At 48.0% G+C, this 26,458-nt stretch carries 21 protein-coding genes, 1 tRNA gene and 2 pseudogenes; 3 read left to right on the forward strand and 21 right to left on the reverse strand.

The window, feature by feature from the left end; translation table 11 throughout:
- Positions 1–43: 43 nt before the first annotated feature.
- Positions 44–649 (reverse strand): RNA polymerase sigma factor, encoded by a 606-nt coding sequence (locus Pan54_RS09560; protein ID WP_165441691.1) that lies wholly within the window; start codon positions 647–649, stop codon positions 44–46.
- A 284-nt stretch (positions 650–933) separates the two neighbouring features.
- Here Pan54_RS09560 and Pan54_RS09565 point away from each other — a divergent pair, with 284 nt between their 5' ends.
- Positions 934–1,644, forward strand: coding sequence for a lysophospholipid acyltransferase family protein (locus Pan54_RS09565; RefSeq protein WP_146503271.1), 711 nt, complete (start codon positions 934–936; stop codon positions 1,642–1,644).
- A gap of 30 nt (positions 1,645–1,674) precedes the next feature.
- A complete protein-coding gene (locus tag Pan54_RS09570) occupies positions 1,675–2,796 on the forward strand; it encodes an aminotransferase class V-fold PLP-dependent enzyme (protein ID WP_146503272.1) in 1,122 nt (373 codons plus the stop codon).
- A 146-nt stretch (positions 2,797–2,942) separates the two neighbouring features.
- On the opposite strand, the gene Pan54_RS09575 is transcribed toward Pan54_RS09570, so the two are convergent.
- The 4 genes from Pan54_RS09575 to kdsB all read right to left on the reverse strand — a co-directional run bounded on the left by Pan54_RS09575 (position 2,943) and on the right by kdsB (position 9,444).
- On the reverse strand, positions 2,943–4,274 hold the full coding sequence (locus tag Pan54_RS09575; RefSeq protein ID WP_146503273.1) for an HD domain-containing protein: 1,332 nt from the start codon (positions 4,272–4,274) through the stop codon (positions 2,943–2,945).
- 3 nt (positions 4,275–4,277) lie between these two features.
- Complete coding sequence (locus Pan54_RS09580; protein ID WP_242631271.1) at positions 4,278–6,632, reverse strand: DEAD/DEAH box helicase; 2,355 nt, start codon at positions 6,630–6,632, stop codon at positions 4,278–4,280.
- Positions 6,633–6,777: 145 nt separating this feature from the next.
- Complete coding sequence (locus Pan54_RS09585; RefSeq protein ID WP_146503275.1) at positions 6,778–8,400, reverse strand: CTP synthase; 1,623 nt, start codon at positions 8,398–8,400, stop codon at positions 6,778–6,780.
- 273 nt (positions 8,401–8,673) lie between these two features.
- Positions 8,674–9,444, reverse strand: a complete 771-nt coding sequence (kdsB, locus tag Pan54_RS09590; protein ID WP_146503276.1) for a 3-deoxy-manno-octulosonate cytidylyltransferase — start codon at positions 9,442–9,444, stop codon at positions 8,674–8,676.
- 173 nt (positions 9,445–9,617) lie between these two features.
- On the opposite strand from kdsB, the gene Pan54_RS09595 reads away from it, so the two are divergent.
- Positions 9,618–11,540 carry a PQQ-dependent sugar dehydrogenase gene (locus Pan54_RS09595; protein ID WP_146503277.1) on the forward strand — a complete coding sequence of 641 codons (1,923 nt, stop codon included), beginning with the start codon at positions 9,618–9,620 and terminating at the stop codon, positions 11,538–11,540.
- 120 nt (positions 11,541–11,660) lie between these two features.
- Here the strand turns inward: Pan54_RS09595 and Pan54_RS09600 are convergent.
- The 16 genes and pseudogenes from Pan54_RS09600 to rfbB form a co-directional block, all read right to left on the reverse strand.
- Positions 11,661–11,744, reverse strand: a tRNA-Leu gene (locus tag Pan54_RS09600).
- A gap of 215 nt (positions 11,745–11,959) precedes the next feature.
- Positions 11,960–12,604, reverse strand: a complete 645-nt coding sequence (locus Pan54_RS09605) for a hypothetical protein (protein ID WP_146503278.1) — start codon at positions 12,602–12,604, stop codon at positions 11,960–11,962.
- Between the two features lie 6 nt (positions 12,605–12,610).
- Positions 12,611–12,974 (reverse strand): annotated as a pseudogene (locus Pan54_RS09610) (YjbQ family protein).
- Positions 12,971–13,363 carry a hypothetical protein gene (locus tag Pan54_RS09615; RefSeq protein ID WP_146503279.1) on the reverse strand — a complete coding sequence of 131 codons (393 nt, stop codon included), beginning with the start codon at positions 13,361–13,363 and terminating at the stop codon, positions 12,971–12,973. The pseudogene Pan54_RS09610 and the gene Pan54_RS09615 overlap by 4 nt, the downstream one beginning before the upstream one ends.
- A 2-nt stretch (positions 13,364–13,365) precedes the next feature.
- A pseudogene (locus tag Pan54_RS09620) lies at positions 13,366–13,689 on the reverse strand (secondary thiamine-phosphate synthase enzyme YjbQ); the annotation flags it as partial.
- Between the two features lie 56 nt (positions 13,690–13,745).
- On the reverse strand, positions 13,746–14,252 hold the full coding sequence (locus tag Pan54_RS09625; protein WP_146503281.1) for a DUF4240 domain-containing protein: 507 nt from the start codon (positions 14,250–14,252) through the stop codon (positions 13,746–13,748).
- A gap of 5 nt (positions 14,253–14,257) precedes the next feature.
- Entirely contained in the window at positions 14,258–14,692 is a 435-nt protein-coding gene (locus Pan54_RS09630; protein ID WP_146503282.1) for a secondary thiamine-phosphate synthase enzyme YjbQ, read from the reverse strand.
- 81 nt (positions 14,693–14,773) lie between these two features.
- Positions 14,774–15,628 (reverse strand): GNAT family N-acetyltransferase, encoded by an 855-nt coding sequence (locus Pan54_RS09635; RefSeq protein ID WP_146503283.1) that lies wholly within the window; start codon positions 15,626–15,628, stop codon positions 14,774–14,776.
- Between the two features lie 40 nt (positions 15,629–15,668).
- Complete coding sequence (locus Pan54_RS09640; protein ID WP_146503284.1) at positions 15,669–17,075, reverse strand: sulfatase; 1,407 nt, start codon at positions 17,073–17,075, stop codon at positions 15,669–15,671.
- Positions 17,076–17,187: 112 nt separating this feature from the next.
- The gene (locus Pan54_RS09645; protein WP_165441692.1) at positions 17,188–18,525 is read right to left on the reverse strand and encodes a carbohydrate porin; all 1,338 of its coding nucleotides are present in this window, start codon (positions 18,523–18,525) and stop codon (positions 17,188–17,190) included.
- 116 nt (positions 18,526–18,641) lie between these two features.
- On the reverse strand, positions 18,642–18,782 hold the full coding sequence (locus Pan54_RS26775; RefSeq protein WP_390621926.1) for a hypothetical protein: 141 nt from the start codon (positions 18,780–18,782) through the stop codon (positions 18,642–18,644).
- Between the two features lie 64 nt (positions 18,783–18,846).
- Positions 18,847–19,611, reverse strand: coding sequence for an NIPSNAP family protein (locus Pan54_RS09655; protein ID WP_146503286.1), 765 nt, complete (start codon positions 19,609–19,611; stop codon positions 18,847–18,849).
- Between the two features lie 3 nt (positions 19,612–19,614).
- A complete protein-coding gene (locus tag Pan54_RS09660; RefSeq protein WP_146503287.1) occupies positions 19,615–22,170 on the reverse strand; it encodes an MMPL family transporter in 2,556 nt (851 codons plus the stop codon).
- Between the two features lie 407 nt (positions 22,171–22,577).
- Positions 22,578–23,694, reverse strand: a protein-coding gene (gene prfB / locus Pan54_RS09665; RefSeq protein ID WP_207310093.1) for a peptide chain release factor 2 whose coding sequence is annotated in 2 segments (ribosomal slippage) — positions 22,578–23,624 and positions 23,626–23,694 — 1,116 coding nt in all. Because the reading frame shifts where the segments join, the coding sequence is not laid out codon by codon here.
- Positions 23,695–23,815: 121 nt separating this feature from the next.
- Complete coding sequence (locus Pan54_RS09670; RefSeq protein ID WP_146503289.1) at positions 23,816–25,138, reverse strand: UDP-glucose dehydrogenase family protein; 1,323 nt, start codon at positions 25,136–25,138, stop codon at positions 23,816–23,818.
- Positions 25,139–25,325: 187 nt separating this feature from the next.
- Positions 25,326–26,375 carry a dTDP-glucose 4,6-dehydratase gene (gene rfbB, locus Pan54_RS09675; protein ID WP_146503290.1) on the reverse strand — a complete coding sequence of 350 codons (1,050 nt, stop codon included), beginning with the start codon at positions 26,373–26,375 and terminating at the stop codon, positions 25,326–25,328.
- Positions 26,376–26,458 lie beyond the last annotated feature (83 nt).

Genomic DNA, 26,458 nt, shown 5'->3' on the forward strand with positions numbered 1-26,458 from the left:
ATTTTAAGTTCACTTCCAAGGGCGTTCCGGGAAATCCAATCATTTATCTTTGCACTTGTAATTTCATGGCAACATCTTCCCAGGCTGGTCGACCCGATTCATCAAACGCTCTCAAGGTTTTCGATAACTTCTCAATTCCATATCGATATCTACTGGCTACGGTATTGATGGACTCATTAGTGATTTCGGAAACTTCACGAAATGTCAAATTCTCCCAGAGATGCAAAGTAATCACTTCGGCTTGTATTGCAGGTAATTCCGCAAGAGCTTCATGAACGGCTTCCGTAATTTCCCAGGTATCACTTTGTAAAGAGGTACGAGCCGGGATTAATGGTAAAACATCGCAATGCTCAAACGGTTTTCGACGATACAATATGGTGTAAGCTTCATTCCGCAGGATGCGAAACAGGTAAGCCACCGGATGCTTGGATCGCACCAGCTTTTTCGGATTCCTGGCCAATTTCAACATGGTCGCCTGCACGATATCATCGGCTTCGGTACGATCTTTGACGAGAAAAAGAGCATACCGCAGAAGACGAGTCCCCGCATGGTCGTAAATAGAACCCAGCGCGTTAAGATCCCCACCAGAGAGCTGCCTGGCGTAATCCCTCAATTGCAATTCAAATTCTTCGGATGGTGACTGGTTCAAGTGAGCACATTTTTGCAAAGTTAATTGAAACGGCGTCTCCAAGACATAGGTTCAGTATGAAAGGGTTGGTACTACAAAATCAAGAGACTCCTGCAGTCTTGAATTTTGTCTATCATTATTTTTGAATTGATAAATTTTGTGTAAATAGGGATTTCATTGTCGAGTTGCTTGAAGAATCGCATCCTGAAATGCCTTGTCAGTGAAGCATCGATGCGATAGACATGAGTTTGTCATCCCACATAATCCCCCCGAAATTTGAAATCTGAACGACATAATTCAATACCATGGCCCACGACATCTCTCAACTTGATCAGTCTGATTTGACAGATGAAAAGATAGAGAAGAAGCCCGATCAGCAGATCGGTTTTCGCAGGAATTTCCTTTGGCGTTCCATGCAAATCCCTTTACAGCTTCTGTGTGTCCTTTGGTTTCGCTATCGCGCAAAAGGGATGGAACATATTCCAAGTGATACCGGGGCCCTCTTGTTGATCAGTCATCAAAGCTATCTCGACCCTGTATTAGTGGGACTTCCCCTGTCTCGTCCTGTCAGTTTTCTGGCACGGGAGAATCTGTTTCATGTGCCAATTGTCGGCTGGATTCTCAAAAATTGCTTTGTGATGCCGATCAATCGGGAAGCGGGAGGAATTGAAAGCTTTCGACTTTCAATTAAACGCATGAAACAGGGCTTTCTCGTTGCGGTTTTTCCTGAAGGAACACGTTCCACTGACGGTGAGATTGGAACTTTAAAACCCGGATTCATCGCACTAGCCAGACGAGCTGGTGTACCGATTGTTCCTGTCGGAATAGTCGGAGCAAATCGAGCGATGCCGCGAGGAGCCATTTTCATTCGCCCTGCTAAAGTTCGTGTCTATTTTGGTGAACCTCTCGATTTGGAGCGGGTCCTGGAATTATCGAAAAAGAATCAGGAAAACGACTTCCTCGATTATGTCCATGCTCACCTGCAAGAATGCAATGAAATTGCAGCGACTTTATAGCAACGACGACTCTCATTTGAATTCAAACCCATGACAAGTTCTCTTAGAGAAGCTATGCGACTCGATGCGGGCGTGGCCTATTTTGATAATGCAGCCGTGGCTCCACTGACCGCTGCTGCATATGAGGCGATTCTCCGCTGGGCCAGTGACATCTCTGGCCGTGGCGATGCCCGCTGGCCGCAATGGCGAACGGAAGTCGAAAAGACAAGACGAATTGCCGCCAGCCTGATCAATGCCGATCGCGAAGAAATTGCTCTCACACACAGCACAACCGAAGGCATTAACTTTGTTGCGGAAGGATTTCCCTGGCAGCCGGGCGATAATGTGGTCATTCCGGTGGGTGAGTTTCCCTCAAATCTGTATCCTTGGATGATGCTCGAATCTAAGGGAGTGGAACTGCGAAAAGTTGCGATGCCAGAGAATTCCTTAGATATCGAACGGCTCGGCAACGCCTGCGATTCTCGAACGCGAATCGTTTCCTGCAGTTGGGTGGGGTTTTCCCACGGCTATCGAGTCGATTTGAATCGGCTGACAGAAGTGACGCATCAGGCTGGCGCATTAATGATGGTCGATGCCATTCAGGGGCTCGGTATGTTCCCTCTGGACGTGAAAGCAACCCCGGTCGATTTTCTCTCGGCTGACGGACACAAATGGCTGCTCGGCCCTGAAGGGGCAGGAATCTTTTATTTGAAACGCGAACATTTGGATTTGCTCCGCCCCATCAATGTTGGCTGGAACAGCGTGGCTACTGCCGGCGAATTCGGACATGAGTGCATGGATCTACGAAAGACAGCAGGTCGCTACGAAGCGGGGACCTACAACATGGTCGGACTGGCCGGCTTCGGTGCCAGCCTGCAGATATTTCAGGATGTTGGCATTGAGAAAATCAGCCAGCAATTGAAGGAAGTCACCGATGATGTTGTCTCTTCTCTTCAATCAATTGGAGCAATTATTCATTCCCATCGAGAAGACAATCACTGGTCAGGAATCATCTCCTTTGATTTACCCGGAAAAGATCCGCTATCGGTCAAGCTAGCCGCCAGTGAAAAAGGCGTTTACTTCAACACCAGAAACGACCACTTCCGTGTCAGCCCGCATGCCTACAATTCCTCTGAAGATATCCAGAAACTGCTGGAAGTGTTGAGTGATTAGATTTCAGGGTGGCCCGGATAGCTCCGCTATCTGGGTGGACGAAGTCCATAAGAGGTCTTCAAGTCAATCGCTGAGTAAATATAGCTGCCTCTTACGGCTGTGCCGCACTGAAAGAATCTTTCGGGGCCACCCTATCAGTATAAGGCTCAAAATGACAATCGACTAATCGCCTGCTCAATAATTTCCTCATTCAATTGATCGACCAGTTCGGGGGCAACAAACAGCCGAACCTTTTTCACATAGTCGTCAAACTGACGGTGAGCCAAGGCTTCCACGACCGGCGAAACCGATGTCAAAGAACGGAATTTCTGATCCTTCGTGTAAAGCACATCAATCTTGAATTGCACTTCCCGTTTGGGCGGAGGAGCATCGATAAGAATTTGATGTGGGTTTGTTGAGACATGAAATTCCTGTTGAAGAATCTGCTGTAATTTCTGAGTGATCGGGATCAAATCTTCAAAGGGTCGATGAGCGAGCCGCTCATAAATTTCTGGATCATCGACCGCAGAGTATTCAACGACTCTCTTAAAAAGAGCCCTTTTCGAACCAAGAAGGCCTTCCACTAGCGACTCACAATTGCTTCCTTTGGCTGCTTCCCGCATATCGGCAATCGATTCCGATTCTCGCTGCCTGAAAAAAGCCTGCAGGTCGAGTCGATCGCGTAGTTCGTAAAAACTGCGGGCAAACATCGATGTCGCACTTCGAACAGCGTGATGCCAGTAAACTTCGCTGAACATGACATATCGGGCAAATACCATCAACTCGGCTGCGGTTTTCCCTTTCGAAGTAATCGCCAGTCCATCACCCGCTTCATTAACCGTTAAGGAAGTGATCAATCGATTGCGATCAAAATTCCGGCCGTAGGGAACTCCTGCATGCAGGCTGTCTCGATCGAGATAATCCATTTTGTCGATATCAATTGGCCCGGAAAGAATCGAGCGTAACAAACTCCGGGTCGATGATTTTCGTCGTGGCACCAGAATGTCGAGCACATCAGCAGGATCGATTTGCCATTCTGATTTTAAAACACGATTCAGTTCTGTCTCCCCCATCAGAAATTGATGAGCAAACTCTTCATGATCGGGGATACTGTCCAGAGCCATATCTTCGATCGGATGGCAAAAAGGCCAGTGACCAAGATCGTGCAAGAGAGCAGCCACGAGCAGTAACTCGGCATCTTTCTGAGTGCACAGAGAGGTAAATCGCTCGTTGCGACTCAAATGTGCCAAATATCGAACCGCATTGTGATAGACGCCCAGTGCATGTTCAAATCGAGTGTGCGTTGCACCTGGATAAACGCGAACGACCAACCCAAGTTGACTAATGTGCTGGAGTCGCTGAAACTCAGGCGTGTCGACCAGTTCACGAACGCGCGAAGTGAACGGCACATCCTGTTCACAGGGAATGCGAATAATTCCCCGCCCTGATTGATACGCGGCAATTTCTGGAAGGTCCCAGGCGGATCGGTCGGAACTCATCGATCAATCCCCCACTTCCAGCATCTTGTCGGTCGTCACGGGATCGACTTCCCGGCATGCTTTAGTCACCGTTTCCAGCCAGAGCGTTAGACGACTTTGCCAAACTTCAGGCTCAATTCCTTCGGGACAGACATCCAGAAATTCCTGAACGAGCAGACAAAACCGCAGCAGATGTCGAAACACAATCCCTTCCTGCTTCGTCAAGTCTCGACTTGTTACATAATTCTGAAAATTGCCGTCAAACTTGAGTAAGTCGCCGACGATCCAGACAGGAGTTGTTCGCAATCCGTGGACTCCCGGAAATTCCGATTGAAACAACATCCGAACTTTATCGGCAATCGGCGGAGGATAATCCTCATAGAAAATATCGTAAGGATCGCCGGGGAGTTCTGGCCAGATACGATGACTCGGAAGGATACCCCGTTCAATCAATTCAAAATCGACAAAGGATTTCGCCAGTTCTCCAGAGACCAGAAAATCGAGTGGCAGACGCACATCGCGGGCGACCGAACCGGGAACTTCCAACACACTTTCGAGAAGCTGAATCTGTTCGAATTCATCCGCTTTACCCATGATCTTCACGAGATAGGAACCGAAGACCGGATTGATACTGCGGAACCTTAAGAAGTCATCGAGCTTATCAGTCGGTGTGACTTTCTTTGGGATCCATTCAATTTCGCGAGGCACATCTACTGAAGTGGACTTCGATTTCGGCTTCGGCTTTTTTGAGGGTTCATCGGTAATGGCAGCCTGTAGCAGTTTTCCAAATGAGCCAATCGATTCTGTCGTATCCTCTTCCGGTTTGTCTTCTTCCTTGTCGTCTGCGGATTGATTGACCGACTTCGGCACGGGAGGTTCTGGATCGAGTTTGACGAAACCGCCTGCCCACATCGTTTTCAGCATCTGAAACAAATGTTTCTCGGCCTGTTCGCGTTCTTTACCAGCCAGCATCCGTCGCGAAACAAACTGCCGTAAACGCATCACATCGTCAGAGGATTTGATCAACCACGCCAGCATTCTCCAGGGGAGGTGCCCTTTGCTCGAAAGGTTAGCGGGGGGAGCCTGACGCAGTTTTTCGAATTGATCCTCATTCCAGTATTGCCGCTTGCTGTTCCGCGTCGGCATCTTCTTTTTCATCCGCTTCTTGGCTTTAATCAGCATCGGATCTTTGCAGTCTTCGGGGATTTGATCGTAACGCTCTTTCCAGCGGAGGATTTTGACATCGTCTTCATCAGGCAATGCAAACACAAATCCTTCGTGATCGTACTGCGGCCGCCCTGCCCGGCCAAACATTTGATGAGCACCACTGGCATCGATCAACTTCATTTTGCCCGGCGGGCCTTTGATTAACGATGTCAACAGAACTGATCGAGCGGGCAGATTAATCCCGGCAGCCAGAGTTTCCGTACACATGCAGACGGAAAGAAGTTTTTCCTGAAACAGTTCTTCGACGATCCGCCGATACTTCGGCAGAATTCCCGCATGATGCACACCGACGCCTCGCAGCAGAATCGGTTTTAATTTCGGACCGGCTCCTTGAGACCAGTCGTATTGTTCCAGTCGACCGGCCAGTTCTTTCTGACGCTCTTTCGTGACGAGCCGCTTCCCTTTGAGTTGCTCGGCAATCGTCCAGCACTGCGAGCGATTGAAGCAGAAGACAAGAGCAGGAACATAATTGGATTCATCATCACCAGCCGCCATGATTTCGAGTTGCTCATCGAGCAGTTGATCCGGCACCCAGCGAAAGTTCAGCGGAATTCGTCGATCTTCCGATTGCACCAGCCGCAGATTCCGCTTGTGCTGAGTCCGCAGCCAACCCAGAAACTCAATCGCATTTCCCACCGTCGCAGAAAGCAGCATCAGCCGGATATGTTTCGGCAACAACCCCAGAGTCAACTCCCAGACAGCTCCCCGTTCCGGATCGTTAAAACTGTGAAACTCGTCCATCACGACAGCGAATGTCTCATCGAAATATTGATGTTCGGAATCGAGCAATCGATTGAGTAGAATTTCGGCCACGACAACCAGAATTCTAGCATCCGGATTCACTTTGCGATTGCCGGTCACTAGTCCGACATCATCAGCCGAAAATCCCCAGCGGACCGCTGCATCCTGCAACTCCTGAAACTTCTGTTCGGTAAGGGCAATCAGCGGAGTTGTGTAATAGGCGACTTTATTGGTATGCAACGCTTCAAACAATGCGGCTTCGGCAATCAGGGTTTTTCCGGTGCCGGTCGGAGCACAAACGAGCACTCCTTCGTCAGCAGTAAACCACGTGAGTAACGCTTCCTCCTGAACCGGATAAGGTTCGTAAGGAAGTTCGTCCAGATACCGTGTCGCCAGTTCGTCCCGATCCAAAAGTTCCTCCAAAATTACGACTCATTGTATGAGAATAAGGGTGGCGGGGGCGCTCCGTGTTAGCGGATGTTCCCGGAAGTTTTACGATTCGGGGCTTCTCTTCGAGAACGCCCCCGCCACCCGTAATTTTATTTCATGTCTTCAATTAAACAGGCACACTTACCTGATTCTGATGCCGGGTTAATGCCGCATTCACAAAGCCCAGGAATAACGGATGTGGTGACAATGGTTTTGACTGAAATTCTGGATGGAACTGAACCGCGACAAACCAAGGATGATTTTCGACTTCGACAATTTCGACCAGAGTCCCTTCAGGAGATGTTCCGGCAACTCGCATCCCCGCTTCTTCGAGTCGTTCACGATACTCAGGATTGAATTCGTAACGATGCCGATGTCGCTCCTGAACGTCTTCCTGGCCGTATAATTGACGTGAAAGACTCTCTTCAACCAGCCGACAAGGCTGGGCCCCTAACCGCATCGTCCCACCTTTATAGGTGATTTTTTTCTGTTCTTCGAGCAGACAAATCACTGGATTCCCGGTTTGGCCTTCAAACTCGGTACTGTTCGCATCACTCAAACCGAGCACATTTCGGGAATATTCGATAACCGCACACTGCATTCCCAAGCAGATTCCGAAATAAGGAATCTGCTTCTCACGGGCATATTTCACCGCTCGAATTTTTCCCTCGACTCCTCGCATCCCGAAGCCGCCGGGAATCAGAATGCCGTCGACTCCCCGCAGCAGCAGTTCGGGATCCTCTTCTTCGAGTTCATCGGCGGAAACTCGTTTAATAATAATGCGAGTTTTTGTGGCAAAGCCCGCATGATCGAGCGATTCATAGATCGATTTGTAAGCATCACGGTGTTCAATGTATTTGCCAGCCACTGCAATCGTCACTTCGTGTTCCGGGTTGCGAATCGTATGCATCAGATTCTTCCAGTCATCCATTTCGAGAGGACCTGGTTGAATATGCAGTTTATCGCTGATCAGTTTATCGATTTTGTTTTCTGCCAGGCCGAGAGGCACTTCATAAATCGAGAGTGTCTTATCGATTTCTTCAATAACGGCTTGCTTTTCCACATTACAAAACAGTGCAATCTTTTCCGCATTGTCACGGCCGAGTGGTCGTTCCGTGCGGATGACCAGAATATCAGGCTGAATCCCGATTTGACGCAACTGACCGACACTATACTGAGTCGGTTTCGTTTTCAGTTCACGAGCAGCCTTCAAATATGGGACAAGTGTCAAATGAATAAACAGACAATTGTCGCGTCCCACTTCCAACGGCACTTGGCGAATCGCTTCCAGATACGGCAAACCTTCAATGTCACCAACGGTTCCGCCGAGTTCTGTAATCACGATATCGATATCGGGACCATCCAGTGAATAAATCGCTTCCTTGATTTCATCAGTCACATGGGGAATGACTTGAACAGTCGCGCCGAGATATTCTCCCCGACGTTCCTTATCGATGACCGATCGATAAATCTGCCCAGTTGTGAAATTCGACTTTCGCGAGAGTGGACTGTTCGTGAAGCGTTCGTAATGTCCCAGGTCGAGATCTGTTTCGGAACCATCATTGAGCACATAAACTTCGCCATGCTGATACGGGCTCATCGTGCCGGGGTCGACATTCAAATACGGATCGAGCTTTTGCATGCGAACATTTAGCCCGCGGCGTTCCAGCAACAGGCCCAGCGAAGCCGAGGTCAGTCCTTTACCGAGAGAACTGACGACTCCTCCGGTGACAAAAATATGTTTGGTCATTGCATACTACTCAGGGGCGAGGTGGGAAAATTCGAAAGTATTAATTTTGAAACCGTAGAGCGTGCTTTCAGCCTGTCCTACGATTAATATCAATTAGCGCGATCACTCTCTGGAGTGTCACTATTCATTTTTGAGGAGCAAACAGTTGCAAAGCACGACAACGGAGTGCGTTACAGTTATCAGACTACCAAAACTAAACCCTGAAAGGGTCTGGCATCACAGTGTAAGTTTTTTGAGTCACGCAAACCAGCGGCAGTCAAAGGTTTTTTAAACTCAGTGCGAGCTTTGATGCCGCTTCACAAATGCTGCATAATCTTCAGGAGTATCAATTCCGCTTGATGAAGAAGCAACCACCGTAACATGAATGTGGGCACCGGCTTGCAGCGCCCGAAGCTGTTCGAGTTGCTCGGTCGTTTCCAATATCGAAGCTGGCATTTTCACAAACGCTTGTAGAAAAGCCGTTCGATATGCGTAAAGTCCAATATGTTGCAACCACGGACTGGACTGATAAGGCGTTGGCTCATCCACAAACCACTCTTCACAGGCTCGATCCCGCGAGAAAGGAATACTGGCCCTGCTAAAATACAAAGCCCGGCCATCAGTCGCACAAACAACTTTAACGCAGGAGGGATCACGAACTTGCTCCGCAGACAGAATCGGATTGGCAAGTGTCGCCATTTCGCAGTCGGTTCGCTTCTCCAACGCGGCGATGACACGATCAATATGATCGGCATCGATTTCGGGCTCATCTCCCTGAATATTGACCACAATTTCCGGAGTTTCCGCAAGCGACTCCAATGCGACCGCTGCCCGTTCGGTCCCATTGGCACACTCGCCTGTCATACAGACTTCGGCTCCAAATTTCTGGCATTCTTCTGCAATTTCGGTGCTGTCTGTCGCAACCACAATTCGTTCGAGCCGTTTCGCTTTTTGAGCTGCTCGCCAGGTATGTTCCAGTAAACATTGCCCCGTTTCTTTGAGCAATAATTTGTTCGGCAGGCGGGTCGATTGTAATCGAGCAGGAATAACGCCAATAACATTCATGGATGAGATTTCTCTGAAAAAATGAGTCGTTTAATACTTGAACTGGTCGCTGAATTGATGACTGTCTGATTGTAGCATTCATGAGCGGAGCCGGATATGATTTTAACGCACACATCAACGCACGCCTAAGCGTGTACACACCGCAGATATTGCATATTTGAGAGAGGTCCTCTATGAGATTCTGGTCTTGTCTATTAAGTGGTCTGGTTTTGACCACTTCCCTAGCCACCATTCATGCCGAAGAAAAAATCAATTCGCTCACTGAATCCGAAAAACTGGCCGGTTGGGAACTGCTGTTCGATGGAGAATCCAAAGACGGCTGGCGAAATTATAAAAAAGAGACCATCAGCGATGGCTGGGTCGTCAAAGATGGAGCTTTGAGCCGTGTCGATAAAGGAGCCGGCGATATCATCACAGAAAAGCAGTATGAAAGTTTTGAACTTTGCCTGCAGTATAATATTTCGCCTGAGGGAAACAGTGGAATCATGTTCCACGTACAGGAAACTGAACAGAGACCGTGGCAAACAGGCCCGGAAATTCAGGTCCAAGATAACGTCAATGGGCACGATCCTCAAAAAGCGGGCTGGCTATATCAGTTGTACAAACCCGTTTTGCCCGGATGGATGAAAAAAGTGGAATCCGAAGCCGGTTTGGATACAGAGAAAACTCTGGATGCCAGCCGTCCTCCCGGAGAATGGAATGAACTTTACATTCGCATCACACCGGGACAATCCGAAGTCATGATGAACGGCGTCAGTTATTACCGCTTCCAGAAAGGGAGTGATGAATGGAATAAACTGGTCGCGGCCAGCAAGTTCTCAGCTTATGAAGATTTCGGCAAACCGACAAAAGGCCACATCTGCCTGCAGGATCACAATGATCTTGTCTCTTACCGAAATATCAAAATTCGTGATCTCTCCAAGGAAGTTCCCGATCCCGTTCACGGCAAACTGAATGTTAAAGCGGTTCAGGCTTTCCCCGATTTAACGTGGGAAAACTGCGAACCGATCGATGAAAAAGGCAAAGTCGCAGGTTTGCGACCTATCGTCATCACTCATGCTGGCGATGATTCCGGTCGGATGTTTGCTGCGACTCAAAATGGTTCGATTCATGTTTTTCCTGAAGGTGCCAAAACGAAGCAGACGATTGAATTTATCGATCTGGCTGATCGCGTCGCCCCTTATAAAGCCGCCAACGAAGAAGGCTTCCTGGGATTGGCGTTCCATCCGAACTACGAAGAGAACGGCAAGTTCTACGTTTATTACACATCCCTGGCCGATCCTCACACCTCTGTTGTTTCGCAGTTCAATGTCTCAAAAGACGATCCCAATAAAGCGGATCCGAAATCAGAAAAAGTAATTTGGAGACTTGAACAACCGTTCTCTAACCACAATGGAGGAACGATTGGCTTCGGTCCCGACGGCTACCTCTATATCGGTCTCGGCGATGGCGGCAGCGGAAACGATCCATTTGATAATGGACAAAATACCGACACCGTTTTGGGCAGCCTGCTGAGAATCGATGTCGACAATGCCGGTAAAGATCAGCCTTACGGCATCCCGAAAGATAATCCCTTTGCTTCTCAAAAAGATGCGAAACCAGAAATCTTTGCTTATGGATTCCGAAATATCTGGCGATTCAGTTTTGACCGGGAAACCGGCGATCTGTGGGTGGGCGATGTCGGACAGAATCTCTGGGAAGAAATTGACGTCGTCGAAAAAGGGGGCAACTACGGCTGGAACCGGTACGAAGGGACACACGTCTTCGGCAATCGTCCTCTTTCCGATGCCGATAATTCCATTCCCCCAGTCTGGGAATACGACCACCAAGTCGGAAAATCGATTACCAGCGGATATGTTTACCGAGGCTCAAAAGTGCCGGAATTACAGGGTAAATTCCTGTATGCCGACTTTGTGACCGGCAAACTGTTCGCTCTGGATTACGATGTCGCCAGCAAAAAGCTCCGCGGCAACTATTCCATCGAATCCAACAAAATGCCCGTGCTGACCTACGGCGAAGACCAGGATGGAGAAGTCTACTTCTCTGTCGAATCAGCCGACGGCAAAGGCATTTATAAGTTCGAAGCGACGAATTGATCAAATATTCGGCGACGGGTGGCGGGGCCGCTCTCGAAGAGCAGCCCCTAATGACCCGCTCGGATATTTCTTGACACAAAAAAAGCATCCTCAAAAACTGAGGATGCTTTTTTTATTGAGTGCGGACGAGAGGAGTCGAACCTCCACTCCCGTTAAGGAACACGGACCTGAACCGTGCGCGTCTGCCAATTCCGCCACGTCCGCAAGGCAAAAGGTGAGGATCACCTCCGAGTACGCAAAGTATATCGAGATCGTTACGTGAGACAAGTATCGGCGTCTTGTGTTCGCAAATCTGGCGAAAATTGTTGGATTCTGCCCGATAAATGAAGTTTTGGGCTGAAAAATGGTTTCTATGTTTGTCATTGGATACTCAACGATTACAAATCATCAAGCTTCTTCATTTATTACCGCTAAAAATGTCACTCATCCAACAAATATTTTCTGTGGTCTTCTATCAAACACCGATCGATCAAATCTTGCCATCCTTTGAAGATCCTCGTATCCGGCCATGTTGGGTCAGTCTCAACCTTTCCCGTCCAAGTTAGATGAACAACGACGATTGGCTTTTGCAAGTCATCGGTTATGAACAAAACGTCATCACAATCCGATCTTCTTCCAACTACACGAACATTCATTCCAAATAAAGTGTGGTTTTCACAAATCTCTATATGGAATTCGTTTAATACAAAATTGCCTTCATCGGAATATGGTTCCCACGGTTTCAACCATTCAAAGTTAGAAGGGATTTCTAACATCATTTTTTCTTCATAGCTTAACTGGGTCAATCGAACCTGATCTGGTTTTTCGGCCCAAACCATAATACGTGAAACAATCTTAGTACCTACTGCTGGGTAGTCTTCGGGAAAAGTTATTCTGTGCTTAGGATCGGTCTCGCGGATTTGGAAGTGAATTATCTCAAGGAGGGCAGGCACCTTCGGAAGTTTGTCCAGAGTCACCCAGACACCATAATGTTGCTGATCTCGAACAGTTCCAGTCATTTGTGTACCAGAAGGGAATTTTGCAACTAATTGATCCCATTCCTGTTGTGAGTAATTTATCGACATCTGAAATCACTCCCCAATCATTTTGACAAGCACCCGTTTCCGACGCTTCCCGTCAAACTCATAATAAAAAATATGCTCCCACGGGCCCAGATGCAATTTGCCATCGGTAATAGCCACGACCACTTCGCGGCCCATGATTTGGCGTTTGTGGTGGGCGTCGGCGTTGTCTTCTCCGGTGCGGTTGTGGAGATAGCCACCCTGTATGGGATCAATCCCCGGATTGAACGGCATGTAAGCCGGATTCGTTGTCGTTGATGAACACGGATGTGATGATGTGCATCGCATTTGTCAAACTCATTGCATTACAGGCTGCCGTTCGTGATTTCGGGTATGGCGAAAGAACGTGATGAAAAATGACTGCATCGATCATTTAATAGGAGCGAACTCCCAGGGATTCGTATTGAATCGTAACTCGAAATGTTGGGAAAGCAGCGAGTCATCAGGAACGAGCTTTAAATACTCGTTATTGAGCCGACATTCGTGCTCACTCAGTCTTTCGCCTAAATCAAAAAAATATTTCGCGTGCGATAATAAACTGGCAACGGCGTCTAGATCGAAGAATCGATATCCTTCTTGTGCCTCCGAGAACTCATCCGAAGTCATAATTTCAACAGCGTGGAGAACACCGCCATTCGACACCAAACCATGGGCGTATAATAACGATGATAAAGCAGCATCACCTGAAGCTGGCGACACGCCACCGTTTTCCATCGCCGCACGGTTCCAGACAAGATCGGCGGCGGTCAATTTATAAGACATTTTTACTCCCCAATCATCTTCACCAAAACCCGTTTCCGCCGCTTCCCATCAAACTCATAATAAAAAATATGTTCCCACGGGCTCAGATGCAATTTGCCATCGGTAATAGCCACGACCACTTCGCGGCCCATGATCTGGCGTTTGTGGTGGGCGTCGGCGTTGTCTTCGCCGGTGCGGTTGCGGAGATAGCCGCCCTGTTTGGGATCACTGCCCGGTTCAAACGGCACGAGTTCTTCGAGCCAGCGTTCGTAATCGGCGTGTAAGCCAGATTCGTTGTCGTTGATGAAGACCGAAGCGGTGATGTGCATCGCGTTTACCAAGCACATGCGGTTACATCCTTCCATTCGTGGTATCAGGAACGACGCGGAAGGAGGGGGAATGATCAATCAAACATCTTTGACAGCCTTGGCATCCGTTTGGTCACTTCAGCTTTATTGTCAACATCCCAGTCCTGGCTCTTCAACTCAGTTTGCTCGTTGCGAGCTGGGTATGGTGCCGTGTCCGGGTTGCCCGTCACCACCATCCAGGCACGATGGGCTGCGGCGTAGATTTCTGCTTCGGCCTCTTCGTCAGCCGAGACGACATCGACCAAGCTATCGGGATTTGCCATCGCGTTCTCGTAGACCTCCTGCCCCATACCAATCAGCCAGCATCGGTAATAGTAAGAGCCGTCGTCACCCGCTCCACCATTTATTAGGATGCAAGCTGCGATCTGATCGCAAGTGTAGGCGTCTTTCGCCAGTTGATCGAAAATGTGATTCCACTCCACAATCTTGTCACCATCCAACTTTTTCAACAGCTCAATTAGCCGAGGTTCGCAGTCTTTGGGATGAGCATCCTTCGATGGTCGTGATTGAGCCACGATCTTCCAGAATAGTTGTTTGTCCATATGACTTATTCCCCAATGATCTTCACCAGAATTCGTTTCCTCCGCTTCCCGTCAAACTCATAATAAAAAATATGCTCCCACGGGCCCAGATGCAATTTGCCATCAGTAATCGCAACCACCACTTCGCGGCCCATGATTTGACGTTTGTGGTGGGCGTCGGCGTTGTCTTCGCCAGTGCGGTTATGGAGGTAGCCCCCTTTGCTGGGATCACTGCCCGGATTGAACGGCACGAGTTCTTCGAGCCAGCGTTCGTAGTCGGCATGTAAGCCGGATTCGTTGTCGTTGATGAAGACCGAAGCGGTGATGTGCATGGCGTTCACAAGGGCCATGCCATCTTTGATTCCACTTTCTGCAACCAGTTGTTCGACTTCGCGATGAATGGAGATGATGGCCCGGCGTTGGGGGATGTCCAGCCAGAGTTCTTTTGTCAGTGATTTCATATCTCTATTCTATTCCTGTTCTGCTGATTATTGACACGAAAATTCTGTGATCAGTTCATTGAATATCAAATCTCGTGAACGTTAGCCGGTCTCCAGATTGGTGATTCCGAAGATGGACTCGTTATCAAGTTTCGGTGGGGAGCCGAGATACATCCGTTCGCAGCCGAAGACTTCTTCCATCTGATATTTGCGACAAAGTTCAATCGCCTGAGGATTGTTATCGGGGATATCCAGAAAAATCGGCTGGCCTGTCTGTTGAATTTGAAAAGCCTGAAAGAGTTGATCAGCAGTGTGCAGGGAGTCAGCAAATAAGGGGCCGATTTTCCAGCCGACTTGACATGGTCGCATCACGCCAAAACCTTTTAAAGTTTTGTTCTCAACAACTGCCAGCGAAATGGCTCCGGGTTGATGAATCCAGTTGGAGAGGGCCTGAGGTCGGGAGGCGGGAAAACATCTTCGGTCAAATTCAAGAACCGTTTCGAAATTGACAGTCTTCAAATCACAAATCGTTTCTGAAGTTTTGCACTCCGGCGACGGCTCAGTCAATTGAAAACGACGATGGCGGGTGTATTGCTGAAAGCCTCCCTTTTCGTAGAAAGTAACCATGGCATCAACACCATCGAGACCGATGGTTCCACCCGGTTTCAAGCGTGAGAGTAACTGATCTCTGCGAGCCAGCCAGAGTTTTGTTCCGAGCTTTCTCCCTCGAAATGGCTCATCGACAATAAACAGTCCCATGAAACCGTAGGAATCGCTGTGCCGGATAATCGCCCCTCCTCCGATGAATTTGTCATTCTCGCATAATGCGAGGAAGCCTTCAGGATCGAGATTCCAGAAACTTTCGACATCGTTTAAGCCGGGATTCCAGCCTTCATTGCCTGCCCAGTCAACGAGCAACTGGAGTTCCTCAAATTTCAGGGCACGAGTTTCAGCCATGCTCTCACTCCCTTCTCTGATGTGAGTCAACTCAAGTTGTCTATTGAGGCTGATAGTCTGGATTGAGCTTCGTCGGAACAGGAGCGTTCATCGATTTACGCCACTGCTTAAGATCGGCATGCATTCGAGAGGCAATTTCAGGATGAGCTTCAGACAGATTATTCTGCTCTCCGATATCGGCTTCGAGATCGTAAAGCTCGACGCGGCCATCTTCAAAGTATTCGTGGAGTTTCCATTTTCCACCGCGAACGACGGAGCCGGGACGGGTACGAAAGTCAGGATCGTGTGGACCTTCTTCAGGCTTTTTGATATTCCCGTAGCCCTGCAGATAAATGGGGAAATGCCAGTAGAGTTTTCGTTCAGCAAATTGCCCTTTACCAGTTAAGAGCGGGACAAGGCTCTGTCCGTCGAGAATTTTTTGTTCAGACGAATCAACCCCGGCAACATCGAGAAATGTTGGAAAGAAATCGAGGCCGGTTACGGGGGTCTCGTTAATTGAACCTGGTTCGACTTTTCCGGGCCAGCGAACAACCAGAGGAATTCGAATTCCCCCCTCAAAGTAAGACCCCTTCCCGGCTCGGAATGGGCTTTGACTCGAGATGATCTGCACGCCACCATTATCCGAGGAGAAAACGACCAGAGTATTTTCTTTCAAGCCGAGTGAATCCAGTTCGGCAATTATTTTGCCGATGCCCTGATCCATTTTTTCGATCATCGAAGCGTACGCCGCATTGACGTTTTTGCCTTTATATTTCTCGACAAACTCAGGAACTGGTTCGATTCCAGTATGAACGGAGTAATAAGACATGTATATGAAGAAAGGATCGTCGCGATGCTTCCGCATGAAATTGACCGCTTGATCGGCAAAGATATCGACGCGGTGGGTACCGACAGGATATTGATCGTTATACGATTTCATCGAACCTTTTTTGAATGGAGAGAAGTAGCCACCGGTCGGACTGCCGGAATCGTTGCCGCCAATGTTCACATCGAACCCTTTATTCAGTGGATTCTTTGTAATGTGCCACTTGCCGAGATGGATCGTTTTGTAGCCTTTTGCCTGCAGGACTTCGGCAACGGTTTCTTTATCCTGTGGGATGTGGACGGAGTTTTTGACAGGAATCAACTTGCGTTGACTCGACTTGCCGCGGTCAGAATTGCCGACTGTGTACACGCCGTGTCGAGGTGTGTTCTGTCCCGTCATGCAGCAGGCGCGGCTGGGAGCGCAATTGGCAGCCGGTGCATAGGCTTGAGTGAAAGTCATGCCTTCGGAAGCGAGTTGATCGATATTGGGTGTATGATATCGCTGAGAGTTGTAACTGACATCCTGAATGCCGAGGTCATCGGCATTGATATAGAGGATGTTCGGTCGCTCGTCTGCTTCAATCGGTAACGTCGGGATGGAAATGATTAGTGCAAAGAAAGTCAGCAGAATGAATCGATGCATCGCTTCTCCGAGAACTGTTCGATGATGGGATTGATTTTCTAAGACTGACGCTACTTGAACGTCCTAAGAAAATCAATTCTGCATCATCGGAAAAAGCTACTCGGTTATTCGATTAGAAGGACATCAATGCTCGCACGCCGAACAGATAAGCGGTATCGATCCCGTTTCTTGCAGGGTCAGTGATTTGAATATCGGGAGTGATCTGCACGTGGTCGGTGGCCTGAATTCTGTAGTAGAGTTCAATCCCCTGGCCCTGCAGTCCGAGGTTAAGTGCTGCTGAAGTAATCGGATTCAGTTCGTCGCTCGTTCCTAACTGATACCAGCCGATGCCGAAGTAATCCTTTTCTCGACCATGAATCATGGAGTCACCCCCGACACCGAAACTCAGAAAATAGGAGAGAGGATTCGTGGCGTCATCACCAATGGCGGCTCGTCCGAAGACACCCCAGCCGCGAGCCTCTTCAGTGCAGCAGCCTTTGTCATAAACCAGGTATTGATCAAAGTTCCAATAGGTAGACCAGGAACCGGACTGTTGTGGAATTCCTACAGGAGTAATCGCTAGTCGAGGATCTCCCCCAAGGCTTGCAAATTCACGGCTGCTCCAAGTCGCTCCAAATAATTGATGACCAGGTTTATTCATGAAGTTAGTTGGCAATCGTAATTCCGATGTCAAGACCGCTCCCTGATCAAACAATTGCCCAAATCCATCCGTCGTCGCAGTATCCACTGCATTGAGGACACTGAATGTATAAATCGGTTTCAAATCTTTCAGATAGCTGAACGAGACCCCCAGTGTTGAATAAGGGATGGTTCGCAAGGTAATCGGGTTAAATATGAAAGCAGTATTTGAGAATTGTTTAGTTCCGCGAGCATGTGCGAATGCGTTTGCATCGCCATCGAGGGTATCGAGCTTACCAAAAGAGACAGCGAATTCTTCGCTCAGGAATTGAGTAAAGAGAACATTGGTCAGGATCAAATCATTAGTGTCTGCTGGAAGTGCAGTCGGTAAGGCAGATGGCAGGACGCTTCCATCGGGCGGACCGCCAAACATTCCAAACCGATGCTCGGCTCCAATTTTCAGATACAACCCTTCCTTGCCGGCCAGCTTATCCATATCGAGCGTCGCAATGTAATCACCATGTCCGCCGTAATCAAATTCCTGTCTGACTCCCCCGGCTGCAACTCCTTGATACATTTGATAGAAGTCGGCTTTGAACGTAATGCCCGACTCTTCCAAACGCTTCAAAATGCTGGTCGATTCGCAGCATCCGCAGTAGTCGTCGACACAGGAATCTGCTGGAATGCAATCTTCACAGCAACTATCAGAGGAACTGCAAGTTAGCCAGTCAGTCAGAATGCAATCTTTTGCATACAGTGACGATGACGCGAATGCACTGTTGATTGCCATGAAGGCAAATAATCCAACTTGAATTTGGTACTTTTTCATCATCGAACAATCCGATTGTGAGGGAAGAAGTGGATATTCATCCGTATCCATTTCATCGGAATCTCAGAGAAGAATACTGTTTGATGTCTCAAAAATAGGGAAAGTGAGGATTATGTTGGTTATTCCAGCATTCTGTACCTACTCGTGGAAAACAAAGCACACCGCCCTGCCAAACAGAAAGCCGCCCAGAGTTTATCGTGTTTAACTGGTTGCTTCATGTCATAGACGGCAAACAGAATAAACACGCTTAACTTGATCACCTCTTGCAGATTTTGAGCTGACCAAGTTCAAGAGTCGTGTATCAAATTCGGGTTGCACAGCCATTTATTTGACTGGTGAAAAATCGGTGGGAACGAGGAATTCGAAATTGACTCCTCCTTTTTCCGTGAGTGAGCCGCCAGCATTTTCTTCGGAGGCTTTGCGAGCCTCTTGCCAGACAGGGTCTTGACCGAAGGCTTTGAAGGAGACACCGCGATCCATGATGCTTTTATGGGCGATCAGATAAACCAGAGTCTTCTCGGCTCCTTCCTGATCGGGCATCAAGTGAAAATAGGCGATGTTGTTGATACCGTGCTTCTCAAAGAGCTCAATCGTGTGGTCACGAAAACGGGCATCCAGATTTGATAGGTGCCCAGGAGTTGCGGTGTAGGTTCGCAGTTCGAACAGGCGAGCATCGTCTGCCGATTTGAAACCTTCTTTGGGTGAGAAATCGGTTTCGGTCAGAAAGACAGATTCTACTTTCTCCACCAGGGGACCATCTTCACGAGACTTTGCGAATGCGGACTTCCAGGCAGGATCGTTGACGAACTCCTTGAAACTCTGATCTCTGGCTTCGCGGGAAGGAAACGAAAGGAAATAGACCAATTGATTCTTATCATTTTCGTAGGGAACGAAATAAGCGAGATTGGTCATACCGTGCTTGGTGAACAGTTCACAGGTGTGATCGCGAAAGCGGGTCAGCAAATCATCGAGCTTCCCTTGATGAGCTGTGTATCTTCTCAACTCATAGATTTTTTCGGCCTGACAATTCGCAGCGAATGAACCGATGACAACAAGTGCGAGCAAGACTGAATGAATGAGCGATTTCATAAGTTACGATTCCTCAGTTGAAGTTATTGTAGTCGATGTTGATTCCCGATTCGCGTTTTTTGGAAGACTGGTGGCTCCCATCAAGCCAGAGTACCGACCAAAATAATGCCGTTCCAGCATCACCAGATAGCAGGGAACGAGAATCGGTCTGACTATAAACGTATCGAGTAGTACACCGAATGCCAACGCAAAGCCAAGTTGTTGCATGCCCAGAAGTGTTCCCGCCATCAGCGAGCAAAAGGTCCCGGCCATAATAAACCCGCAGCTGGAAATAATACTGCCTGTCTTTGTTAATGCTCGTAGGACACTGCGGACCGGTGATGTCGACTTGCGTTCTTCATCAATCCGGGAGACCAGGAAGATGTTATAATCTTCTCCAATGGCAATCAAAATCGTAAACAGAAACATGCGGACTTTCCAATCCAGTCCGGCAAAGTTTTCCGGGTCCAATGCCCAGAATACAGTCATCGTGACACCCATCGTGACGAGATAACTGAAGAAGACAGTCAGTATAAGATACATTGAGATGGCAGGCTTTTTCAGGATCAGCACCAGCACGAGATATACACCGATCAGCACCAGAATGTTTACGCGGATCTGATCTCGATCGGTCACCAGCTTCATATCACGAATGCTAGCGGTGGGGCCTAATGCATAGATTTCGGTCTCTCCCGGCAATTTTTCGGGAAGGATAATTTTCAGTTCCTCCAGTGTATTTTCGAGCTGTTCGATACTTCCACTTGTAAATGGATCCTGTTCAAAAACGAGATCGATTCGAGTGACATGTTCTGCCAGAGGCTGTTTCTTGCCGACATATTGTTTCATAATCCGCGCCCGTGTCGCCGCCCGTCGTGCTGCGGCAAAGGCACCCGAACCACTGGCGTTGGAATCGAGCGAGGCCTGTTTCTCCAGTCCCTGCGGCGTCATTCCTAAGGGATATGCAGAACTGAAAATATCGATCAAGCCTAACTGTTCCCGTTCCGAATAAAGCTGATCACTGACTTCACGGATTAAGTCAACTTGATCACTTTGGAAGAAATTCAACTCCTCATTGTGTAGCAGGACATTCGTCGGTCCGAGAGTTCCGGCTGGGAAATGTTCTTTCAGGGCACGCGTACCGATTACGCTTCGAGAGTCATCGGGAAGTTCTGAGAGTAAACCATAACTCAAATCGTTGTATGAGATAATTGCGATTACTGCGAAAGGGGCCATCGCCAGGACAAAATTTCGCCAGAGTCGACCTGGTGATCGAGAGATCACAGCCGCAAGGACATTCCAAATACGATCCAGTATTCCACTTTCCAGCAATCGACTTAGTGGAGAAGATCGTGCGATCCAGCCTGGTTGATCGCCCGGTTTTTCCAACGGCATATTCGGCCAGAATGCCCACCGACCACAAATTCGTAATAACGCTGGAGTGAGCGTCAACGTTGCAATAAGAGCCAGGAACAGACCAACTGAAATTCCGATCCCAGCCTGTTGAAACTTTTTATGCTCGGTAAAGATCATCATGCCGATTCCGATGATCGAAGTCCCGGCACTTCCGACTAATGGAGAAGCCGTACAATTGAGTGCATTCTCGAGGGCATCAGCATAATTGGTCCCCTGTTCCAACTCTTCCCGATAACGGGCGATCAGAAATAGGCAATAGTCGATTCCAGCTCCATAAGTGACGACCGTTACATAAATATCGAGGGATTCAAACAATCCGATCACATTGTAATAGGCAAGCGTCGCGAGCAGTCCCATCACAATATTGATGACAAAAAAGACGGTGATCAAGGGAAGCAGTGCCAGCAACGGAGCGCGGTAAATCCCAATCAGCATGATGACAACCAGTAAGATTGTGATCGATTCTGTCGCCTTGGCACTGTTGACCGCTTCGACATTCAAATCTCGACCGACAGTCGCTGTGCCGCTGATGGAAAGTTCGAGACCTGGGGGGATTTGCCGTCGAAATTCACGATCGTTGTAAACGAGATCCTCTATATCGGAGATGATTTCCACATTCCGGATGTCGAGAAAATCGTTGGGCAACTCGACAAGGACCATCGAGGCCTGTTTATCGTTACTGACGAGCAGTTGCCCCAACAGGCGATCCGTATAAGTCGTTACTGTACCGATGACTGGTTCAGGAACGTCTTTGCTCTCTTCCGTATTATTTCCTTCAGGCTCATTGTTGGACTCACTCTCAGAACTGGCATTGTCAATGAGAATCTGTTCGAGGCGAATTCGCAAAATATTTTCAATAAAATCGTAATCACTGAGCCGACCACGATCCTGTTCAGAAAACTCATCAGACGATGTCAATCCTTCTGGACGCGAAGTCCGCCTCACGCTGACAATTGCCAAACTGCGCAGGAGATCCTTATCGAAACTTTGTCGGAAGAAACGTTCTGCCTGAAGTGATTCTGCATTGAGGGGGAGGAAGTCAAATTCTCCAGGAGTGACAACCTCGGAAAACTTAGGGGCGATAGTTATTGCAATGATAAATGCAATAAACCAGAGGATGAGCCATCCCAACCAGAATTTGACGATCAGACGGCTCACCAATTTCATACGTTTAACAATTCCGAACCATACTTGGCATGAGGGCTATTTGCTTAGAGCAACTTGATCACTAAATTTCTGAGAACTGCGGTTGCAGAACGATCCTAATCATTATTTTTATACGTCCCTGCGAATGCTGATGTCATTTAAAATTGGCATCAATCGCCAGGATTTCTAATCATGAAATCACGCTGATATTAGACCGTGACAGAGGTACTCACAATGAAAATCGCTATCTGAATCTGGATTGGTATCTTATTGAAATCCGTTTTGGCTGATATTTACAGGACATCCGATTTGGTGACTATTGTAAACACATGATGTCTGCAAAGTCACGAAGGTCGGAAGAGTCTTTGGTAAGAGTGCATAAATCCCAGGCAAATGTTTACTTATGGACATCCTGAATTGGCGAACAATTATTTCGTTTTATTGCCAACCGCCCATTGAAGATACGCTTCCAGAAACGGATCGAGCTCACCTTCGAGAACGGTAAGGGGGTTTGCCGTTTTCAGTTCGGAACGGGTATCCTTAACGAACTGTTCTGGTTGCAGAACGTAATTTCGAATCGTTTCTCCACCGAACCCGATTTTTGATTTTTCACCTCGTTTGGAGGCAACTTCAGCTTCGTGTTGTTCCAGTTGTAATTGATAGAGTTTGGCCAACAACATTTTCCGAGCAGCCGCACGATTCTGATGCTGACTTCGTTCATTCTGGCAACGCACTACGAGGTTTGTTTCCAAGTGTGTCAAGCGGACAGCAGATTCTGTTTTGTTAACGTGCTGGCCCCCTGCTCCACCAGCTCGCATTGTGTCTTCTTTGACATCCTTATCCCAGTCGACTTCAATTTCGGAGTTGTCGTCGATTTCTGGAGTGACATCGACAGCCGCAAATGCGGTTTGCCTTTTGCCTGCGGAGTTAAAGGGACTCATGCGCACAAGACGATGATTTCCCGATTCCCCTTTCAGATAGCCATAGGCGTAATCGCCCTTAACGAGCAAGGTCGCGTGCCTAATCCCGGCTTCTTCGCCATCGGTTCGTTCTAACATTTCCAGAGCAAATCCACGTGTCTCCGACCAGCGAATGTACATTCGCAGCAACATCTCTGCCCAGTCGGCTGCATCAGTCCCCCCTTCGCCCGCTTGAATGGTGACGTAGGCATTCATCGCATCTTCGGGCTGACCGAGCATTGTTTGAAACTCGACCTGATTGAGTGTTTTTTCGAGACTTTTTACAGTTTGTTCGATTTCGACAATTGTTTCTGGAGACTCCTCTGCTTCTGCAAATTCCAACAGAACATCCAAGTCTTCAGCACCTGTCACAAGTTCTTCGAGTGGTGAAAGTAATGCTTTTAAACGGCTTAATTCCCCAACCTGCTTTTGTGCTTTATCCTGATTGTCCCAGAATCCGGGAGCCCCCATTAACTCATTGATCTCGACCAACTGCTTCTGTTTGCCGTCGTAGTCAAAGAGAGTCCTTTAACAGAAGAATGCGCTCGGACATATTCTGGCAGGTATCTCGTAATTCACTATCCATGTTATTAACTTTCAAAATGTTGCGGAACTCAGGGAGTCAATCAAAGATTGTAATCATTATGACAAGCCATCAAAAGCTATTGCCGTGCCTGATTTCATTTTATGTGATGCTCGTTTTGTGGTCAGGCTTCTGTTGATTTCGGTTGTTTCAAACCGATGCCAGAGTAGTAGAATCCGCGTGCGAACATTTTTTGAGGATCATAGAGATTCCGACCATCGAAGATGGCCTGGCTTTTGAGTTGCTGTTTCATGAAATTGAAATCGGGAGTTCGATATTCATTCCACTCCGTGCAAATCGCCAGTACATCTGCTCCTTCAACCGTTTCATATTGATGTTTGCAGTAAGTGATCTTATCACCATACACCGATTTGACATTATCCATCGCTACCGGATCGTGTGCCCGAATCGATGCTCCAGCTTCAAGCAATTGATCAATCAAAGTCAAAGCGGGCGCTTCGCGGATATCATCGGTACGAGGCTTGAAGGCCAGTCCCCAGATCGCAATGGTTTTGCCTTTGAGTTCGCTGCCGAAAAATCGCTGAATCTTCTCAAAGAGAACGCATTTTTGGGATTTATTGACGTTATCGACCGACTGCAGTAACTGAGAACTGACCTGATGTTCGGAAGCGGTCGCCATGAGAGCACGGACATCTTTAGGGAAGCAGGAACCCCCGTAGCCGACGCCAGGAAACAGAAATTGAAATCCAATGCGTTGATCGTGACCAATTCCTTTTCGCACTTCATTAACATCAGCACCAACAACTTCACAAAGATTGGCCATCTCATTAATAAAACTGATTTTGGTAGCCAACATGCAATTGGCCACGTATTTTGTCATCTCTGCACTTTCCAGCCCCATCACGAGAAACGGATGTTCGGTTCTCAGGAATGGTTTGTACAACTCTTCCAGAGTCTCGGCAGCTTCTGCAGTCATCACACCGACAACCACGCGGTCTGGTTTAGTAAAGTCGTCAATTGCACAACCCTCTTTAAGAAATTCCGGGTTGGAGGCAACATGGACCTCTCGATTCAATGATTTCTTGAGTCGTTCGTAGACCTTGCGATTGGTGCCAACTGGAACCGTACTTTTGCAGATGATAATGGCGTCCTCTTCCAGATGTGGAGCAACAGAATCACAGGCTGCCCAGATTCCGGAGAGATCGGCAGAACCATCTTCGTCCATCGGTGTTCCTACGGCCAGAAAAACACAACGAGCCCCTGGGACACATTCGGCGACATCAGTCGTGAACTTCAATCGACCGGCTGCTGAATTTCGCTTGACCAGTTCCGTCAAGCCAGGCTCATAAATCGGAATCTCTCCCTGATTGAGTCTCTCAATTTTATCAGCATTGATATCGACACAGGTCACATCATTTCCGCTTTCTGCGAAACAGGTTCCCGTGACTAATCCTACATATCCAGTACCAATGACAACAATCTTCATACTGATCCTCTGTCTATACTAAGCCTAAACGCAAACTGTAGTCGGAGCCAAAACGAAATTGTTCATGCGGTCGATCCGAGTGTTCTGGTCTTGGAATAAAGTTTATGGAATGCATTCCCATCGTAGTACGAATTTTACAAGGCCGCATCATAGAGAATCGTGAATTGCGACGCGAGACTGAACGTCCTCAGGAATCTTGACGGTATTGCTGTTGATAATATTCACGATATTCACCCGAGCGAATTCGATCGATCCACTTTTTATTCGAAAGATACCAGGCGACCGTCTCTCGAAGTCCAAATTCAAAGTCGACCTCTGGCTTCCAGTCGAGATCCCGTTCGGCTTTCGAGCAATCTATCGCATATCGCCGATCGTGACCGGGGCGATCTTTGACGTATTTGATCAGTGATTTCGGTTTTTCGAGAATTTCAAGCAGCAGTTCTGTCAGTCGGATGTTTTGCATTTCGCAACAACCGCCGAAATTATAAATCTCACCCGTTTTCCCAGATTGCAGGGCGGCCAGGATGCCCCGGCAATGATCACTGACATGAATCCAGTCGCGAACATTTTTACCATCGCCATAAACGGGTAAGGACTCATTCTCCTGTGCATTCGCAATAAATAGCGGCAAGAGCTTTTCCGGAAACTGATAAGGACCATAATTATTCGAGCAACGGGTGATGATCGCCGGGAATTCAAAGGTGTGGCAGTAACTTCTCACCAGCAAGTCGGCTGCCGCTTTTGAGGCCGAATAGGGACTGTTCGGTGCGAGGGGAGTTTCTTCAGTAAAGAAACCTTCATCTCCCAGGCTACCGTAGACTTCATCTGTTGAAACCTGCAAAAAACGTTCGACATTCTCGCGGCGGGAAGCATCGAGCAGAACTTGTGTCCCATTAATATTCGTCTGCACGAAGGGAGTCGAATCGAGAATACTGCGATCGACATGCGACTCGGCCGCAAAATTGATGACCGTATCAATTTGTCGTTCCTGAAAAATCTGCTCCACCACAGTAGAGTCTGTGATATCCCCCTGAATAAAGTGATAACGGGGATGCGATTCGACTTCAGCAAGATTTTCTGGATTTCCCGCATACGTCAATTTATCAAGATTGAAAATATGCAGTTCAGGAAGCAATTCCAGATGATTCTCCAAGAGTAGTCGAATGAAATTCGAACCGATAAATCCGCAACCGCCTGTAACCAGCAGATTCCGTGGGTAGTAAGTAGCCGTATCCATGAGCGATTTTGGAATCTTAAGGGCGAGTGACGCAGATTGAATCGAGCAAAGCACTGCTGGGCTAGCCAGCAGTGGCACAGATT

Origin of the sequence: Rubinisphaera italica (assembly GCF_007859715.1) — a bacterium.
In the GTDB taxonomy this organism is placed as follows: domain Bacteria; phylum Planctomycetota; class Planctomycetia; order Planctomycetales; family Planctomycetaceae; genus Rubinisphaera; species Rubinisphaera italica.

Bases quoted from the DNA above. Each gene is read 5' to 3' on its own strand.
- Pan54_RS09565 (WP_146503271.1), top strand. From the start codon at position 934: ATGGCCCACGACATCTCTCAACTTGATCAGTCTGATTTGACAGATGAA.
- Pan54_RS09570 (WP_146503272.1), top strand. From the start codon at position 1,675: ATGACAAGTTCTCTTAGAGAAGCTATGCGACTCGATGCGGGCGTGGCC.
- Pan54_RS09575 (WP_146503273.1), bottom strand. From the start codon at position 4,274: ATGAGTTCCGACCGATCCGCCTGGGACCTTCCAGAAATTGCCGCGTAT.
- Pan54_RS09585 (WP_146503275.1), bottom strand. From the start codon at position 8,400: ATGACCAAACATATTTTTGTCACCGGAGGAGTCGTCAGTTCTCTCGGT.
- kdsB (WP_146503276.1), bottom strand. From the start codon at position 9,444: ATGAATGTTATTGGCGTTATTCCTGCTCGATTACAATCGACCCGCCTG.
- Pan54_RS09595 (WP_146503277.1), top strand. From the start codon at position 9,618: ATGAGATTCTGGTCTTGTCTATTAAGTGGTCTGGTTTTGACCACTTCC.
- Pan54_RS09605 (WP_146503278.1), bottom strand. From the start codon at position 12,604: ATGTCGATAAATTACTCACAACAGGAATGGGATCAATTAGTTGCAAAA.
- Pan54_RS09615 (WP_146503279.1), bottom strand. From the start codon at position 13,363: ATGTCTTATAAATTGACCGCCGCCGATCTTGTCTGGAACCGTGCGGCG.
- Pan54_RS09625 (WP_146503281.1), bottom strand. From the start codon at position 14,252: ATGGACAAACAACTATTCTGGAAGATCGTGGCTCAATCACGACCATCG.
- Pan54_RS09630 (WP_146503282.1), bottom strand. From the start codon at position 14,692: ATGAAATCACTGACAAAAGAACTCTGGCTGGACATCCCCCAACGCCGG.
- Pan54_RS09635 (WP_146503283.1), bottom strand. From the start codon at position 15,628: ATGGCTGAAACTCGTGCCCTGAAATTTGAGGAACTCCAGTTGCTCGTT.
- Pan54_RS09640 (WP_146503284.1), bottom strand. From the start codon at position 17,075: ATGCATCGATTCATTCTGCTGACTTTCTTTGCACTAATCATTTCCATC.
- Pan54_RS09645 (WP_165441692.1), bottom strand. From the start codon at position 18,525: ATGATGAAAAAGTACCAAATTCAAGTTGGATTATTTGCCTTCATGGCA.
- Pan54_RS09655 (WP_146503286.1), bottom strand. From the start codon at position 19,611: ATGAAATCGCTCATTCATTCAGTCTTGCTCGCACTTGTTGTCATCGGT.
- Pan54_RS09660 (WP_146503287.1), bottom strand. From the start codon at position 22,170: ATGAAATTGGTGAGCCGTCTGATCGTCAAATTCTGGTTGGGATGGCTC.
- Pan54_RS09670 (WP_146503289.1), bottom strand. From the start codon at position 25,138: ATGAAGATTGTTGTCATTGGTACTGGATATGTAGGATTAGTCACGGGA.
- rfbB (WP_146503290.1), bottom strand. From the start codon at position 26,375: ATGGATACGGCTACTTACTACCCACGGAATCTGCTGGTTACAGGCGGT.